A 15,275-nucleotide genomic window follows, 5' to 3' on the forward strand; every position below is an offset into this window, starting at 1 on the left:
CCGCTGAACGCGCGACGCGATTCCTATGGGTGGGCGCTGTGCGTCGCGGCATCTCCTTGCCGTGGGCATAAAAAAGCCCGGCCGAAGCCGGGCTTTTCTTCACCGCTGACGCGGCTGGTTCACGGCGAAACGCACTGCTGGCGCGGGCCGTTATAGGGCTGGAACGTGTTGTCCGACGCGCGGTAGGAGCGGTACTGGCTCGCGCACCACTGAACATGGCCATTGCCCGAGTAGGACTGAGAGGGCTGGGACGCAGCCGCGCCGATCACGCCGCCGAGGATCGCGCCAGCGGCGAAAGCACCGGCCGGGAAGTACCAGCCATTATACTGGCGGTAGCCGGGGCGGTAATAATTGTAGCCACGGTAGCCATTGTAGTAATGGTTGCCACCCTGGTTCCAATAACCACGGCGCGCGCCCTGGCGGTAACCCTGACGGTTCCCCTGGCGGTAGCCCTGCCTATAGGCGCGGCGGTTGCCCTGGCGATACTGGACATTCTCCACGCCCGGAATCGGGCTGGTCGCGGTGAGCGGAGCCGGAGCCACTGTCTGCGGCATCATCGGCAGCGCCACAGCAGGCGCGGCGACAGATGTGAAGACCATCGCGGCCGCAGCAATGGCAATGGAAAACTTTTTCATCGTAGCATTCCTCCGTTATCTTGACCGTTGCTATGTAATAACGGCCTGCCGATGAATGCTGGCTGAACGAAATCTATTTTAATACGACAGATTCCTGAACAAGCGTTCATAGTAGCCACAGCGCGGCCCTCGAAGGCCATAACGCGAAAAGGCGCGCAGGGTTCCCGCGCGCCTTCCATCAGCGGTATTTATTTACGTTGAACGTCAGTCGGCGCCGGGATCGGCCGTAAAGCCCGCCGCCGCGATGCCCGCGCCCGCTGCCGCCTCGTCATTTTCCGAGGTATCGCCGGATATGCCGACGGCGCCGATCACCTCGCCCGCCCCGTCGCGGATCAGCACGCCGCCCGGCACCGGCACCAGCGCCCCGCCTGCGAGATGACCCACGGCGGCGACGAAGAAGGCCTGCTCCTTCGCCCGCTTGAAGATCGAGCGGGAGCCAATGCCGAGCGCGAGCGCGCCATAGGCCTTGCCATGGGCGACCTCGAAGCGCTTCAGGCTGGTGCCGTCTTCCGCCGCCGATACCTTCACCGCGCCGCGCGCATCGAGCACGACCACTGCCATCGGCTTGAAGTCGCCGGCCCGGCAATGGCCAAGCGCGGTGGAGAGAATGGTCTGGGCGGCGTCGAGGCTGAGATCGGGCATGCGTTTTCCCTGTATGGCGTGTTTTTCCGACCCCGACTGTGCCTTTCGCGACCCGACCGTCAAGTCTCGCCTTGCCATGACGGCTAAATTTTGCATTCATAATTCATAGTTCGGTTTGGCCGAGGATCGCGGATGCCCGTCTGGCGTCCGTCCATGGCCCTGCCGCGCGAGACACAAGCACCGGAAAACCGGGCACACGGAAACCCAAGGAGCACGCCATGATCCGCCTCACGCGAATCGTGTCGGCAATTGCCGGCACCGTATTGTTTGCCGCCACGGCGGCAGCCGCGCCGATCGAAATCAAGCTGGGCCATGTGGGCGAGCCTGGTTCGCTGTTCGATCAGACCTCGCAGGAATTCGCCAAACGCGCCAACGCCAAGCTCGGCGACAAGGCCCATGTCACCATCTACGGCTCGAGCCAGCTCGGCGGCGACACCGAACTGCTCAAGAAGCTGAAGCTCGGCACCGTCGACCTCGCCCTCCCCTCGACCGTGATGACGACGGTCGCGCCGGAGTTCGGCGTGTTCGAGATGCCCTATCTCGTCAAGGACCGCGACCACGCCGCCAAGATTCGCGACGCCGTCATCACCCCGGTCCTCGTGCCCATCGCCAAGGATAAGGGCTACGAGATCATCGGCGTGTGGGAGAACGGCATCCGCCACGTCACCAACAACACTCGGGCGATCGACAAGCCCGATGACCTTAAGGGCATCAAGCTGCGCGTCCCGCAGGGCGTGTGGCGGGTGCGGATGTTCCAGGCCTATGGCGCGACGCCGAGCCCGATGGCGCTGTCGGAAGTCTTCGTCGCGCTGCAGACCGGGGTGATGGATGGGCAGGAGAATCCGCTGGCCCAGATCTATCCGTCGCGCTTCCAGGAAGTGCAGAAGTACCTGTCGATGACCGGCCACGTCTACACGCCGGCCTATGTCACCGCCGGGCGCAGCTGGTCACGTCTGCCGCCGGACGTGCAGAAGGCGCTCGCCGAGACCGCCGTCGAGATGCAGCCTGTCGCTCTCGAGATCGCGGCCCGACTCGACGACGAACTGCTCGGCAAGCTCAAGGAGGCCGGGATGCAGGTGAACGAGGTCGACAAGGCCGCCTTCATCGAGGCGTCGAAGCCCGTCTATGAGGAGTTCGCGAAGGAAGTGCCGGGCGGCCAGAAGCTGGTCGACGACTCCCTCGCCCTCGGCAAGGGCTCCTGAGCCCGCTTCCGGCCGGCAGCCCCAGCGGCGCGCCGGCCGGAACGCCGCACGAACCTTCCCCCCGCTCCTTACAGAACGCGCGGCCGAGCGCCCGCGCCCGTGGAACAGGAACATGCTCGCACTCAGAAGATCCTACGACCGGATCTTGGAAATCATCGCCGCAGTGCTGATGGCGGCCCTGACCGTCATCATCGTGCTCGGCTTCGTCTTCCGGGCTATCGACCTGTCGCTGGTCTGGTATGACGAGATTGCCTCGATCGGCCTGTGCTGGCTGACCTATTACGGCAGCGCCCTGGCCGCCCTGCGCGGCGCCCATATCGGCTTTCCCGGCATCGTGAACGCCTTCCCGCCGTCGCTGCGCGTGGCCTCCACCATCGTGGCGGAAATCATCGTGCTCGTCTTCTTCGTCATCCTCACCGTTACCGGCCTTGAGGTGCTGGACATCCTCCAGGGCAGCACGCTCGTCTCGCTGCCAAACGTGTCGCTGGTCGTCACCCAGTCGGTGATCCCGATCACGGCGGTGCTGTTCATTATCGCCGAACTGATGCGCTTTCCGGAGGTGCTGGCCGCCGCCCGGGGTTCCGGCTTCGAGGACCATGAGCTGAAGGAAGCGCTGGAAACCATTCAAGAGACCCCGGCAAGCGGAGGCACGCCCCGATGAGCAGCACAATGGGTCTGATGTTCCTCGGCCTGTTCGGCATGGTGCTGCTGAACGTGCCGATCGCGGTGGCGCTCGGCATGGTGGCAGTGATCGCCATCTGGGCGACACAGGGTGCCGACATGCTGCCGAACGTGGCGCTGGTCATGTTCGAGGGCGCCACCAACTTCCCGCTGCTCGCCATCCCGCTTTTCATCTTCGCGGGTGGCATCATGAACTCGTCGTCGATCTCGCGGCGGCTGATCAACCTTGCCTCGGCCATGCTCGGCTTCGTGCGCGGCGGCCTCGCCATGGTGACGATCGGCTCCTCGATGTTCTTCGCCGAGATTTCCGGCTCGGCGGTGGCCGGCGTCGCGGCGCTCGGCTCGCTGCTCATCCCGGCCATGAAGAGCCGGGGTTACAGCAAGGAGTTCGCGGCGGCGATCTCGTCCTCCTCGGCAAGTCTCGCAATCATCCTGCCGCCGTCCATTCCGATGATCCTCTACGCGGTTATGGCGCAGGTCTCGGTGGTGAAGATGTTCATCTCCGGCCTGCTGCCCGGCCTGCTCGGCGGCGCCGGCCTCGCTTTGGCGAGCTGGTACTACGCGGTGAAGAACGACTTCCCCATTGAGCAGCGCTTCGCCTGGAGCCGGCTGGTGACGGCGTTCCGGGAAGCGCTGTGGGCGCTGATGCTGCCGGTCATCATTCTCGGCGGCATCTTCGGCGGCTTCGTCACCGCCACCGAGGGCGCGGCGGTCGCCGTGTGCGCGGCGCTGTTCATCGCCGTCGTCATCTACCGCGAGTTGAGCTTCATGGCGCTGTACCGTGCCCTGGTCGACGGCGCGCTGCAGACGGCGGTGGTGATGCTGCTGGTTGCCTCCTCGGCGCTGGTCGGCGTGTTCCTCACCGAGAGCCGGGTGCCGCAGGCGCTGGCCAGCTCGATCGCCGACTTCACCACCAACCCTTACCTCGTGCTGCTGCTGCTCAACATCCTGTTCCTCATTCTCGGGATGTTCCTGCATTCGGCGGCGGCGATCATCCTGACCGTGCCGATCGTCCTGCCTCTGATCCAGCAGGTGGGCATCGACCCGGTGCATTTCGGACTGGTGCTGACGCTGAACCTCGCCATCGGCCAGCAGACACCGCCCGTCGCCTCGGTGCTCATCGCCGCCTGCTCGATCGCCAAGTCGGATATCTGGCAGACGACGAAGGCCAATCTCGGCTTCCTGCTCGTGTTGCTCACGGTGCTGATGATCTGCACCTATGTGCCCTGGTTCGCCCTGGCGCCGACGCAGTGGTTCTATGGAGACCCCTCCATCGGCGCCATGCCGGCCAACTGACGGCCGCACGACCGAACGCCCCCAACCTCCCCGGCCAACGCCGGGGAGGTCTTTTTTTGTCCGCATGCACGGGCGACCGAGCCAATGAAAAAGGCCCCCGCGCGAGCGCGGGGGCCTTGAGAAGGTCAGGCGGGCGCCTGGGGTCTACTCCGCCGCCGTCAACTGGCCCACCAGCCCTTCAGCTCGTGCGGCTTTGAGGCTGCGCGCCAGCACGGCGACCACATGCACCGCCTCGCGGGCGGCGCCGTCATGAATCTGGTGGCGGCAGGAGGTGCCGTCGGCGACGATGAGCGTTCCCGCCTCCGCCTTGCGTACCGCCGGCAGCAGCGACAATTCAGCCATGGCGAGCGAGGTGTCGATGGTCTCGCTGTGATAGCCGAAGGCCCCGGCCATGCCGCAGCAGCTCGATTCCACCGTCTCCACATGCAGCCCCGGCACGAGACGCAGCGCCTTTTCCACCGCGCCCATGGCGCCGAAGCTCTTCTGGTGGCAGTGGCCGTGCAGCAGCGCTTTCTCGGCCAGCGGCGCCAGCGGCAGGTCGAAGCGCCCGGCGTCGATCTCGCGGGCGATGAACTCCTCGATCAGCAGCGCATGGGCGGAAAGCGCCTGCGCCCCCTCCCCCGGCAGCATGGAGGGCAGTTCGTCGCGAAAGGCGAGCAGGCAGCTCGGCTCCAGCCCCACCACCGGCACGCCACGCGCGACGAAGGGGGCGTAGGTCTCGACCACCCGCCGCGCCTCCGCCTTCGCCTCGTCGACCAGCCCGGCGGAAAGGAAGGTGCGCCCGCAGCACAGCGCGCGCCGGCCGCCATCCACCGGACGCGGCATGTGAACGCGGTAGCCGGCGGCAACCAGCACCTCCAGCGCGGCGACCACGTTTTCCTTTTCGAACCAGCGGTTGAAGGTGTCGGCGAACAGCACCACCTCGCGCCCGCCCTCCGGGCCGAAGGCAATGTCGGTCTGGCGAAAGGCGTCGGCCCGCCAGCGCGGCAGGGTGCGGCGGGCGCTGAACTGGGCGGCGATCTCCGACAGCTTCGCCGCCCCCGGCAGGGTGTCGCGCAGGTTCAGCAGCCACGGGACTTTCGAGGCGAGGCCGGCATAGCGCGGCATATAGGCGACGAGCCGCTGGTGCAGGGTGATGCCCTTCGCCTTCGCCCGCGCCGCCAGCGCCTCGATCTTCATCTTGGCCATGTCGACGCCGGTCGGGCATTCGCGCCGGCAGCCCTTGCAGGAGACGCAGAGCTTGAGCGTCTCCATCATCTCGTCGGAGGCCAGCGCGTCGGGGCCGAGACGGCCGGAAAGGGCGAGGCGCAGCGTGTTGGCGCGCCCGCGCGTCACGTCCTTCTCATCGCGGGTGACCCGGTAGCTCGGGCACATGACGCCGCCCACCGCCTTACGGCAGGCGCCGTTGTTGTTGCACATCTCGATGGCGCCCTGCAGGCCGCCGCCCTCGCCGGAATAGCCGGACCAATCGAGCGCCGCCTTGATCGGCGCCACCTTGTAGTCGGGGGCGTAGCGGAACAGGCTGCGATCGTCGAATTTCGGCGCGCGGACGATCTTGCCGGGATTGTAGAGCCCTCCGGGGTCGAAGCGGTCCTTCACCTCCTCGAAGGCGCGCACGAGCCGCGTGCCGTACATGGTCTCGTGGAATTCCGAGCGCACGATGCCGTCGCCATGCTCGCCGGAATGCGAGCCCTTATACGCGCGCACCATGGCGAAGGCTTCCTCGGCGATGGCGCGCATCGCCTTCACGTCCTTCTCCAGCCGCAGGTTCAGCACCGGGCGCACATGCAGGCACCCCTCGGAGGCGTGGGCGTACCAGGTGCCGCGCGTGCCGTTTCTCTCGAAAACCTCCGTCAGCCGCGCCGTGTAGTCGGCAAGGTGCGGCAGCGGCACGGCGCAGTCCTCGACAAAGGAGACGGGCTTTCCCGCCTGCTTCATCGACATCATGATGTTGAGCCCGGAGGTCCGCACGTCGGCAATCGCCGCCTGCAGCCCCGCCTCGCGCACGCTCACCACGCCGCCCCAGTTGGCGCCCTCGCGGTCCCAGCCGAAGCCGAGATCGCCCACCGTGTCTTCCAGCAGCTTGAGCCGGCGCTCGTTCTCCGCCTCGTCCTCGGCGAACTCGACCAGCAGGATGGCGTCCGGCGTGCCGCGCACGAACTGCTTGAGCGTCGCCTGGAACATCGGGATTTCGCCGGCCAGCGCCAGCAGCGTCGCGTCCACCAACTCGACCGCGATGGGCTTCAGCTTCACCAGATGCTGGGCGGCGTCCATCGCCTGGTAGAAGCTGCCGAAATGGCAGGCACCTATCACCTTCTTGCCGATCAGCGGCCAGAGCTTCAGCTCGATCCGGGTGGAATAGGCGAGCGTGCCTTCCGAACCCACGAGGATATGGGCGAGGTTGGCGCCGCGTGGATTCGGCACCAGCGCGTCGAGATTGTAGCCGCCGACCCGGCGCTGCACGGCGGGGAAGCGCGCCGCCACCTCCCCTGCCTCGCGGGCGCCGAGATCGAACAGGTCGCGGGCGAGCGGGGCCAGTGGCGAATCGGGCGGCAGGCTCGACAGGTTGTGGTCCACCGGACCGAAATACGCCTTGTCGCCATTTGCCAGCATGGCGTCGATGGAGAGCACATTGTCGCGCATCGTGCCGTAGCGCAGCGAGCGCCCGCCGCAGCTGTTGTTGCCAGCCATGCCGCCGATGGTGGCGCGGCTGGCGGTGGAAACATCCACCGGAAACCACAGCCCATGCGGCTTCAGCACGCGGTTGAGGTCGTCGAGCACGATACCCGGTTCGACCACGCAGCGCCGGTTCGCCACATCGAGTTCTAGGATGCGGTTGAGGTGCTTGGAACCGTCGATGACGAGCGAATCATTGATGGTCTGCCCGCATTGCGAGGTGCCACCCCCGCGCGGGGTGACGGGAATGCCCTCGGCGCGCGCCAGCGCGATGGCACGCTCGGCCTCCTCCGTCGTGCGCGGCACGACGACCCCCAGCGGCATGATCTGGTAGAACGAGGCGTCGGTGGCGTAGCGTCCGCGATTGAAGCGGTCGAACCACACGTCTCCCGAGACGTCCGCTTTCAGACGCCGCTCCAGTCCGGGCGTCAGCCGTGCCGCCATGATCGCTCACTCCCTCACGCCCGTCTCGGCAGCGCCGGCGCGCCGCCATGGACTTAAACGCATTTTGCATTCATAATTCATTTATGCAAGATGGGGACGCCGAAGCGGGCCTTCGCCTGCCACCCCCGCGCATCCGTGAAGAGGCGCATCAGCCGCGCCGACCAAGGGAGAGAAGAAAATGTCCAGCAATGCCGCCCGGGTCGCGGGTCGTCATTTCCTGCAGATTCCGGGGCCGACCCCGGTGCCCGACCGCATCCTGCGCGCGATGGACATGCCGACCATCGACCATCGCGGCCCCGAGTTCCAGAAGCTCGGCAAGCGCGTTCTGGAGGGCATGAAGACCGTCTTCAAAACGGCCAACCCGGTCATCATCTACCCCGCCTCCGGCACCGGCGCGTGGGAAGCCGCGCTCGCCAACGTGCTCTCCCCCGGCGACAAGGTGCTGATGTTCGAGACCGGCCATTTCGCCACGCTCTGGCGGAACATGGCGATCAAGCTCGGCCTGCACCCGATTTTCATCGAATCCGACTGGCGCATCGGTGCCGATGCCGACGCCCTCGAGGCACGGCTGCGCGAGGACAAGGCGCACGAGATCAAGGCGGTCTGCGTCGTCCACAACGAGACCTCCACCGGCTGCATCTCGCTGATCCCCGAGGTTCGTAAGGCCATCGACAATGCCGGCCATCCGGCGCTGCTGATGGTCGACACCATTTCCTCGCTGGCCTCGATCGACTTCCACCATGACGAATGGGGCGTCGACGTCACGGTTTCCGGCTCGCAGAAGGGCCTGATGCTGCCGCCCGGCCTCTCCTTCAACGCTGTTTCCGACAAGGCGCTGGCTGCCGCGAAGACCTCCACCACGCCCAAGCTGTTCTGGTCGTGGGAGGAGCAGTTGCCGCACAACGAGAAGGGTTATTTTCCCTACACGCCCGGCACCAACCTGCTCTACGGCCTCGCCGAGGCGATCGACATGCTGCACGAGGAAGGCCTCGACAACGTCTTCGCCCGCCACGACCGCCATGCCGAGGCGACCCGCCGTGCGGTACGCGCCTGGGGCCTGGAAGTCCTCTGCCGCGAGCCGAAATACTACTCCTCCTCGCTCACCGCCGTGCTGATGCCGGAGGGCCACGACGCCGACGCCTTCCGCGAGAAGACGCTGAACCATTTCGACATGTCGCTCGGCACCGGCCTCACCAAGCTGTCGGGCCGAGTGTTCCGCATCGGCCATCTCGGCGACACCAACGACCTGACCATTCTCGGCGCGCTGTCGGGCGTCGAGATGGGGTTGTCGGTGGCCGGCGTGCCGCACAAGAAGGGCGGAGCGCAGGCCGCGATGGACTACCTCGCCGACTGCGCCCGCGGCACGCTCAGCGCGGCCGCGTGATCCATCGCTCCGGCAGGCGCGCGACCTTCGTTGACCTTGCGAAATTCGCCGGCCGGAGCGATTTAAGGGTACATAGAACGTCATGCCGCGCCGGGTGCGCGGCGACCTGGAGATTCGCCTGTGGCGATGTCGGACACGGCCATCATTCCCCGGCGCAGCCTGCATGACGAGCTGGCGGCGCAGCTGCGCGACATGCTGATGCGCGGCGACCTGAAGGCCGGCGACAAGATTTCCGAACAGGCACTGTGCCAGCGCTTCGGCGTGTCGCGCACACCGCTGCGCGAGGCGCTGAAGGTGCTCGCCAATGAGGGGCTTGTCATTCTCTCGCCCAATCGCGGCGCCAGCGTCGCCCGCGTCTCTCCCGACGAGGTGGACGAGCTTTTCCCCATCATGGGTGCGATGGAGGCGCTGGCCGGCGAGGCCGCCTGTGCCCGCGCCAGCGATGCGGATATCGCCGCCGTGCAGGCGCTGCATGACGAGATGCTGGTGCATTACCGCGCCAGCGACCCCGCTGCCTATCTCCGGCTCAACCGCCGCATCCACGAAGCCTTCTTCGACATGGCGGGCAACAACGCCCTCACCCAGCTCTACCAGACGCTGATGGTCCGCATCCACGCGGTGCGCTTTGTCGCGCAGAAATCGAGCGAGCGCTGGCGCGAGGCGGTGGAGGACCATGAGGAGATGATGGCCGCGCTCCACGCCCGCGACGGCGCCCGGCTCGGCGCCATCCTCAAGCAGCATCTGCGGCACAAGGCGGCGATGGTGCATGAATCGCTCGTCGACCTCGCCCGCGCCGCCGAATAGGCCCGTCACCGCACCTCCGATACCGCGTCATCCCGGACGGCCAAAGGCCGATCCGGGACCGTAGTCATGCGGGTGCGCGATCCCGGCCCTGCGGCTTCGCCTTTGGCCGGAATGACGTGAAAGGGCGGGACCCTCGGCCTCGCGCCCGCCCCTCACGCCGCCTTCAGTTCGCCGGCGCTCTTCATCGCGCTTTCGAGCGCCGCCTCGCGCTGGCCGGCCGCGATGCCGTCGGCAATGATGAATTCCGGCGTGATGCCGATGAAGCCGAACACCCAGCGCAGATAGGTCTCGGCATGCTCGGCCGCCACTGCGAAGGCCGGGTCGGCATAGAAGCCGCCGCGCGCCAGCGCCACGATCACCCGTTTGCCGGCCGCCAGTCCCGTGACCTTGCCGCCATCGCCATAGGCGAAGGTCTTTCCGGGCACGAGAATGCGGTCAATCCAGGCGCGCAGCTGGGTGGGAATGGAGAAATTGTACATCGGCGCGCCGATCACCACGATGTCGGCGGCGCGGAAATCGTCGAGCGCCTGCTGGCTCGCCCCATCGCCCTTGCCGCCCGAAAGCGGGTGGTCGGCCGGCATGCTGGCGGGCGTCGCGTGCGGCAGCGGGTCGGCCGCGAGATCGCGATAGAGGACGGCGAGGGAGGGATCGGCGGCGGTCAGCCGCGCCACAATGGCGGCGCTGACCTGCCGGCTCACCGAATGATCGCCGAGGATGGAGGAATCGAGGTGAAGAAGAGCGAGGGACATGGGGACGACCGTGATTTGCTAGTTACGATTTGTAACCTGGACTAATTACGTGCCTGTTCGTATAGTCCGCAAGAACGCACATCGCTGAACCTGAGGCACAGGGAAGTGACTGAGGAACAAACGCATTTCCACACTGAGGGCTGTCTTGCCGTCAGCCGCGTGCTCGCCCGCGTCGGCGACAAATGGAGCGTGCTGATCGTCATGCTGCTGGCCGGGGGGCCGCGCCGCTTCAATGAGATGAAGCGCATGGTCGACGGCATTTCCCAACGCATGCTCACCCTCACCTTGCGCGGGCTGGAGCGCGACGGGCTGGTCTCGCGCACGGTCTTCCCCACCATCCCGCCCCGCGTGGATTATGAGCTGACGCCGCTGGGCCATTCGCTGCGCGAGCCGGTGATGGCGCTCGGCCAATGGGCGCAGGCCAACCTCGCCGGCATCGCCGAGGCGCAGGCCGATTTCGACCGCCGTGGCGGCGCGCCGGACGCGCCCCCGGCGCAGACGCCGCGGCCGGGCTGACGCCGTTCTGCACGCCCGGCGGGGCGCGCGCTCCATCCGTAATTATTGATGAGAACGCCCGAATGCGCTAAGCAAACGACATCCGCAGCCCGTTCGTCGAGCGAGCGCCGTGTGAGGCGAACGCGCCCGGCTCTCACTGGCGAGGAAGCAGGCCGGGGCACCGGGCCGCCCGAGGACTACCGCATGCCGTCATCCACCATCGTTCGACATTCCCTGCATGAATCGCTGGTGGCGCCTTTGCGCGAGATGATCCTGCAGGGCGAATTGCGGCCCGGCGACAAGGTGCCGGAAGAACAGCTCTGCGAGCGCTTCGGCGTGTCGCGCACGCCGATCCGCGAAGCGCTGAAGGTGCTGGCGGCGGAGGGCGTGCTGCAGATCCTGCCGCATCGCGGCGCCATCGTCGCCCGCATCACCGAGGAGCAGATCGAGGAGCTTTTCCCGATCATGGCGTCGCTGGAGCGCCTTGCCGGCCTGCTCGCCGGCGCCCGCGCCTCGGACGCCGACATCGCCCGCGTGCGCGCGCTGCACGATCGGATGATGGGACATTTCGAGAACGACGAGGAGGCGGATTATCTGCGCCACAACCGGCTGATCCACGAAGCCTTCTTCGATATCGCCGGCAACGCGACCCTGTCGGCCTATTACCAGCAGATCCTCACCCGCATCCATGCCTGCCGCTTCGTGGTGCGCAAGAGCCGCGCGCACTGGGAGGCGGCTGTGAACGAGCACAAGGCGATGATCGAGGCGCTGGAGGCCCGCGACGCCCCGCGCCTGGCCGATCTGCTGGAGCGCCATGTCACCGGCACCACCGCCGGCATTGCCCACGCCTTCATCGAACGCAGCCAGGCCGCCAAGCGCAGCGAGGCGGACGAACGCGCCCGCACTGAAAAGGCCCCTGCCTCCCGCGCCGGGCGCATGGCGGCCCTTCGCACTTCCTGATCCTCTACTTCCCCATGGGGAGCGAAGCGGTCAATCTGTAATTATTGATTGTGAATGCGGCCGCTATCCGCAGAAAGGACACCCGATGAGCGATGTTCGAGACCCGATCGGCGAGACCCCTGCCGCAACGCCGCGCGGGGCCCGCCCGCTTCCGCTGGCCGGCGTGCGGGTGCTCGATGTCAGCCAGGTGATGGCCGGCCCCTATAGCTGCATGCTGCTCGGCGATCTCGGCGCCGACGTCATCAAGATCGAGCCGCCCGGCACCGGCGACCAGACGCGCGGCGCCATGGGCTTCAAGATGAAGGGGCCCGACTCGATGGGCTTCCTAAACATGAACCGCAACAAGCGCTCCGTGGTCCTCAACCTCAAGACCGAGGCCGGCCGCGAGGCGTTTTACGAGTTGGTGAAGACCGCCGACATACTGGTCGAGAACTACCGCCCCGGCGTGATGAAGAAGCTGAAATGCGACTATGAGACGGTGCAGAAATACAATCCCCGCCTCGTCTACGCCTCCATCTCCGGCTTCGGCCAGACCGGCCCCTGGGCCGGCCGCCCCGGCTTCGATCTGATGGCGCAGGCCATGTCCGGCGTGATGAGCGTCACCGGCCATCCCGGCGGCCCGCCGGTCAAGGCAGGTGTTCCGGTGGCCGATATCGGCTGCGGCCTGTTCGCCACCTATGCCGTGCTCGGTGCCTATATCGGCGCGAAGAACACCGGCGAGGGCCAGTATATCGACGCCTCGCTGTTCGAGGCGGCGCTCGCCTTCTCGGTGTGGGACATCTCGGAATATTGGGGTCGCGGCACGGAGCCGATCCCGCTTGGCACCGCCAACCGGATGAGCGCGCCCTATCAGGCGGTGAAGTCCAAGGACGGCTATTTCGTCATGGGCGCCACCAACCAGAAGCTCTGGCTGCAGCTCTGCGAGACGCTGGAGCGCCCGGAGTTGGTGGATGATCCGCGCTTCACCACCAACCCCGATCGCCTCGCCCATCGCGAGGTACTGATCGAGGAACTGGAGAAGAGCTTCGTCACCCGCACCTCGGATGACTGGGTGGAGAGCCTGCTCGCCGTCGGCATCCCGGCCGGCACGATGTATTCCTACCCGGAAGCCTTCGAGAGCGAACACGGCCAACACCGGCAGATGCGGATGGAGATCGACCATCCTAACGAGGGCACCGTCTCCAATATCGGCTTCGCGGTGAAGCTCACCGGCACGCCGCAGGAAGTGCGCCGCCATCCCCCGCTGCTCGGGCAGCACAATGACGAGGTGCTGAAGGAAGTCGGCCTCGACGCCGAAGCCGTCGAGAGCCTCGCCGCGCGCGGAGCCTTTGCGCCATGAACCTCGCCACCCCGAACCTCGCCACCCCGATGGACTCCAGCACCGCACCCGGCGAGGGCCGCGTTCACCTGACCCGCGAGGGCGCTGTCGCCCGCCTCGTCTTCGACCGCCCCACCGCCCGCAACGCCATGACCTGGCGCATGTATGACGAGATGGCGCAGGCCTGCGCAACCATTGCCGCCGACCCGTCCATCCGCGTCGCCGTGCTGCGCGGCGCCGGCGGCAAGGCGTTTGTCGCCGGCACAGATATCGAGCAGTTCCGTGCCTTCGCCTGCGGCGCGGACGGCATCGCCTATGAGGAGAAGGTCGACCATTATATCAGCCTGCTGGAGCAGGTGCCGGTACCGACCATTGCGGTGGTCGAGGGCTGGGCAGCGGGCGGCGGCATGGCCATCGCCAATGCCTGCGATTTCCGCGTCGCCACGCCGGGGGCGCGCTTCGGCGTGCCCATCGCCCGCACGCTGGGCAACTGCCTCTCGGCCTCGAACCTCCAGCGCCTCGTCACGACACTGGGAGTGAGCCTTGTGCGGCGCATGCTGCTGGCCGCCGAGATGCCGACCGCCGAGGAGATGCCGGGGGATTATGTCGCGATCCACGCGCCGGGCGAGATCGACGCGGCGCTGGACGCGCTGTGCGCGCGCCTCGCCGCCAATGCACCGCTGACGTTACGCGTCACCAAGCAGATGCTGGCTCGCCTCGCGAACGACCCGCACGCGCCGGACGCCGACCTTGTGCGCGAGATCTATGGCAGCGCCGATTTCCGCGAAGGCGTGGAGTCGTTCCTCGCCAAGCGCCCGGCGCAGTGGCGGGGGGAATAGCCGGGGCACATGCCGTCGTCCCGGCCGAAGAGCCGGGATCGCTCCCCGCTCATTGCGCGATCCCGGATACGGCCTGAGGCCGTTCCGGGATGACGTTCAAACGATCGGCCTCAGCGGATCGGCGGCGCGTACTGGATGCCGCCGGCGCTCCACAGCTGGTTGATGCCGCGCGGAATGCCGAGCTTCGACTGCGCGCCGATATTGCGCTCGAACACTTCGCCGTAATTGCCGACACTCTTGACGATCCGCGTCGCCCAGTCCTTGGTCAGGCCGAGCTTCTCGCCATAGGCGCCATCCGAGCCGACGAAGCGCTTCACATCCGGCTTTTCCGACGTCGCCGCCTGGTCGAGCGTCTGCGTGCTGATGCCGAGTTCCTCGGCGTTCACCAGCGCGTAGTAGCTCCACTTGACGATGTTGAGCCAGTTGTCGTCGCCCTGCCGCACCACGGGGCCGAGCGGCTCCTTGGAGATGACGTCGGGCAGCACGACATGGTCCGCCGGCGTGCCGAGCTTCAGACGCAGTGCGTAGAGCTGCGACACGTCGGTGGTCAGCACATCGCACTTGCCGTCGGCATAGGCCTTCACGACCTCGTCGACGCTGGGCAGCTGGATCAGCTCCAGCTCCATCTTGTTCTGGCGGAAATAGTCCTCGGCGTTCTGCACGCTGGTGGTGCCGCTCTGGGTGCAGACCTTGGAGCCTCCAAGCTCCAGCGCGCCCATCACGTTCTTGGCCGCCGGCACCATGAAACCCTGTCCGTCATAATAGGAGACGGCGGCGAACATCAGGCCGAGATCGGCCTCGCGCTGCATCGTCCAGGTCGAGTTGCGCGAGAGCAGGTCGACCTCGCTCTTCTGCAGGGCCGGGAAGCGCGCCTCGGCGGAGAGCGGCACATACTCGACCTTCGACGCATCGTCGAAGATCGCCGCCGCCACCGCCTTGCAGAGATCGACGTCGAAGCCGCTCCACTGCCCCTTGTCATCCTTGGCCGAGAAGCCGGCGAGGCCCTGGCTGACGCCGCATTTCAGCATGCCGCGTGCCTTCACGTCGGCGAGCGTGCTCGCCTGAGCGGCGCCGGCCGTCAGAAGAACGCCGGCGGCGGCCAGCGCGGTTGCGATCCTGTTCATCTTTCCCCCAGATCCGATCGAAAGGC

General features: G+C 66.8%; 14 protein-coding genes. 9 read left to right on the top strand and 5 right to left on the bottom strand.

Annotated features, from left to right (window positions below; genetic code table 11):
- Nucleotides 1-119: 119 nt before the first annotated feature.
- Nucleotides 120-635 carry a BA14K family protein gene (locus EV667_RS15020; protein ID WP_245516161.1) on the bottom strand — a complete coding sequence of 172 codons (516 nt, stop codon included), beginning with the start codon at nucleotides 633-635 and terminating at the stop codon, nucleotides 120-122.
- A 204-nt stretch (nucleotides 636-839) separates the two neighbouring features.
- On the bottom strand, nucleotides 840-1,277 hold the full coding sequence (locus tag EV667_RS15025) for a GlcG/HbpS family heme-binding protein (RefSeq protein ID WP_131836107.1): 438 nt from the start codon (nucleotides 1,275-1,277) through the stop codon (nucleotides 840-842).
- 218 nt (nucleotides 1,278-1,495) lie between these two features.
- On the opposite strand from EV667_RS15025, the gene EV667_RS15030 reads away from it, so the two are divergent.
- The 3 genes from EV667_RS15030 to EV667_RS15040 all read left to right on the top strand — a co-directional run bounded on the left by EV667_RS15030 (nucleotide 1,496) and on the right by EV667_RS15040 (nucleotide 4,456).
- The gene (locus tag EV667_RS15030; RefSeq protein ID WP_131836108.1) at nucleotides 1,496-2,479 is read left to right on the top strand and encodes a TRAP transporter substrate-binding protein; all 984 of its coding nucleotides are present in this window, start codon (nucleotides 1,496-1,498) and stop codon (nucleotides 2,477-2,479) included.
- Between the two features lie 112 nt (nucleotides 2,480-2,591).
- Nucleotides 2,592-3,140, top strand: a complete 549-nt coding sequence (locus tag EV667_RS15035; protein ID WP_131836109.1) for a TRAP transporter small permease — start codon at nucleotides 2,592-2,594, stop codon at nucleotides 3,138-3,140.
- A complete protein-coding gene (locus tag EV667_RS15040) occupies nucleotides 3,137-4,456 on the top strand; it encodes a TRAP transporter large permease (RefSeq protein ID WP_245516162.1) in 1,320 nt (439 codons plus the stop codon). The genes EV667_RS15035 and EV667_RS15040 overlap by 4 nt, the downstream gene beginning before the upstream one ends.
- Nucleotides 4,457-4,600: 144 nt before the next feature.
- On the opposite strand, the gene EV667_RS15045 is transcribed toward EV667_RS15040, so the two are convergent.
- On the bottom strand, nucleotides 4,601-7,576 hold the full coding sequence (locus EV667_RS15045; protein ID WP_131836110.1) for an FAD-binding and (Fe-S)-binding domain-containing protein: 2,976 nt from the start codon (nucleotides 7,574-7,576) through the stop codon (nucleotides 4,601-4,603).
- Nucleotides 7,577-7,754: 178 nt separating this feature from the next.
- Here EV667_RS15045 and EV667_RS15050 point away from each other — a divergent pair, with 178 nt between their 5' ends.
- Complete coding sequence (locus EV667_RS15050; RefSeq protein WP_131836111.1) at nucleotides 7,755-8,960, top strand: pyridoxal-phosphate-dependent aminotransferase family protein; 1,206 nt, start codon at nucleotides 7,755-7,757, stop codon at nucleotides 8,958-8,960.
- Between the two features lie 126 nt (nucleotides 8,961-9,086).
- The gene (locus EV667_RS15055; protein WP_245516163.1) at nucleotides 9,087-9,764 is read left to right on the top strand and encodes a GntR family transcriptional regulator; all 678 of its coding nucleotides are present in this window, start codon (nucleotides 9,087-9,089) and stop codon (nucleotides 9,762-9,764) included.
- Between the two features lie 152 nt (nucleotides 9,765-9,916).
- On the opposite strand, the gene EV667_RS15060 is transcribed toward EV667_RS15055, so the two are convergent.
- Nucleotides 9,917-10,513 carry an FMN-dependent NADH-azoreductase gene (locus EV667_RS15060; protein WP_131836113.1) on the bottom strand — a complete coding sequence of 199 codons (597 nt, stop codon included), beginning with the start codon at nucleotides 10,511-10,513 and terminating at the stop codon, nucleotides 9,917-9,919.
- Between the two features lie 105 nt (nucleotides 10,514-10,618).
- On the opposite strand from EV667_RS15060, the gene EV667_RS15065 reads away from it, so the two are divergent.
- The 4 genes from EV667_RS15065 to EV667_RS15080 all read left to right on the top strand — a co-directional run bounded on the left by EV667_RS15065 (nucleotide 10,619) and on the right by EV667_RS15080 (nucleotide 14,125).
- Entirely contained in the window at nucleotides 10,619-11,029 is a 411-nt protein-coding gene (locus tag EV667_RS15065) for a winged helix-turn-helix transcriptional regulator (RefSeq protein ID WP_131836114.1), read from the top strand.
- Between the two features lie 183 nt (nucleotides 11,030-11,212).
- The gene (locus EV667_RS15070) at nucleotides 11,213-11,968 is read left to right on the top strand and encodes a GntR family transcriptional regulator (RefSeq protein WP_131836115.1); all 756 of its coding nucleotides are present in this window, start codon (nucleotides 11,213-11,215) and stop codon (nucleotides 11,966-11,968) included.
- Nucleotides 11,969-12,053: 85 nt separating this feature from the next.
- Complete coding sequence (locus tag EV667_RS15075) at nucleotides 12,054-13,307, top strand: CaiB/BaiF CoA transferase family protein (protein ID WP_245516164.1); 1,254 nt, start codon at nucleotides 12,054-12,056, stop codon at nucleotides 13,305-13,307.
- On the top strand, nucleotides 13,304-14,125 hold the full coding sequence (locus EV667_RS15080; protein ID WP_165901617.1) for an enoyl-CoA hydratase/isomerase family protein: 822 nt from the start codon (nucleotides 13,304-13,306) through the stop codon (nucleotides 14,123-14,125). The genes EV667_RS15075 and EV667_RS15080 overlap by 4 nt, the downstream gene beginning before the upstream one ends.
- A 110-nt stretch (nucleotides 14,126-14,235) precedes the next feature.
- On the opposite strand, the gene EV667_RS15085 is transcribed toward EV667_RS15080, so the two are convergent.
- The gene (locus tag EV667_RS15085) at nucleotides 14,236-15,249 is read right to left on the bottom strand and encodes an amino acid ABC transporter substrate-binding protein (protein ID WP_131836116.1); all 1,014 of its coding nucleotides are present in this window, start codon (nucleotides 15,247-15,249) and stop codon (nucleotides 14,236-14,238) included.
- Nucleotides 15,250-15,275: the final 26 nt, after the last annotated feature.

This window comes from Ancylobacter aquaticus (genome assembly GCF_004339465.1).
Taxonomy (GTDB): Bacteria; Pseudomonadota; Alphaproteobacteria; order Rhizobiales; family Xanthobacteraceae; genus Ancylobacter; species Ancylobacter aquaticus.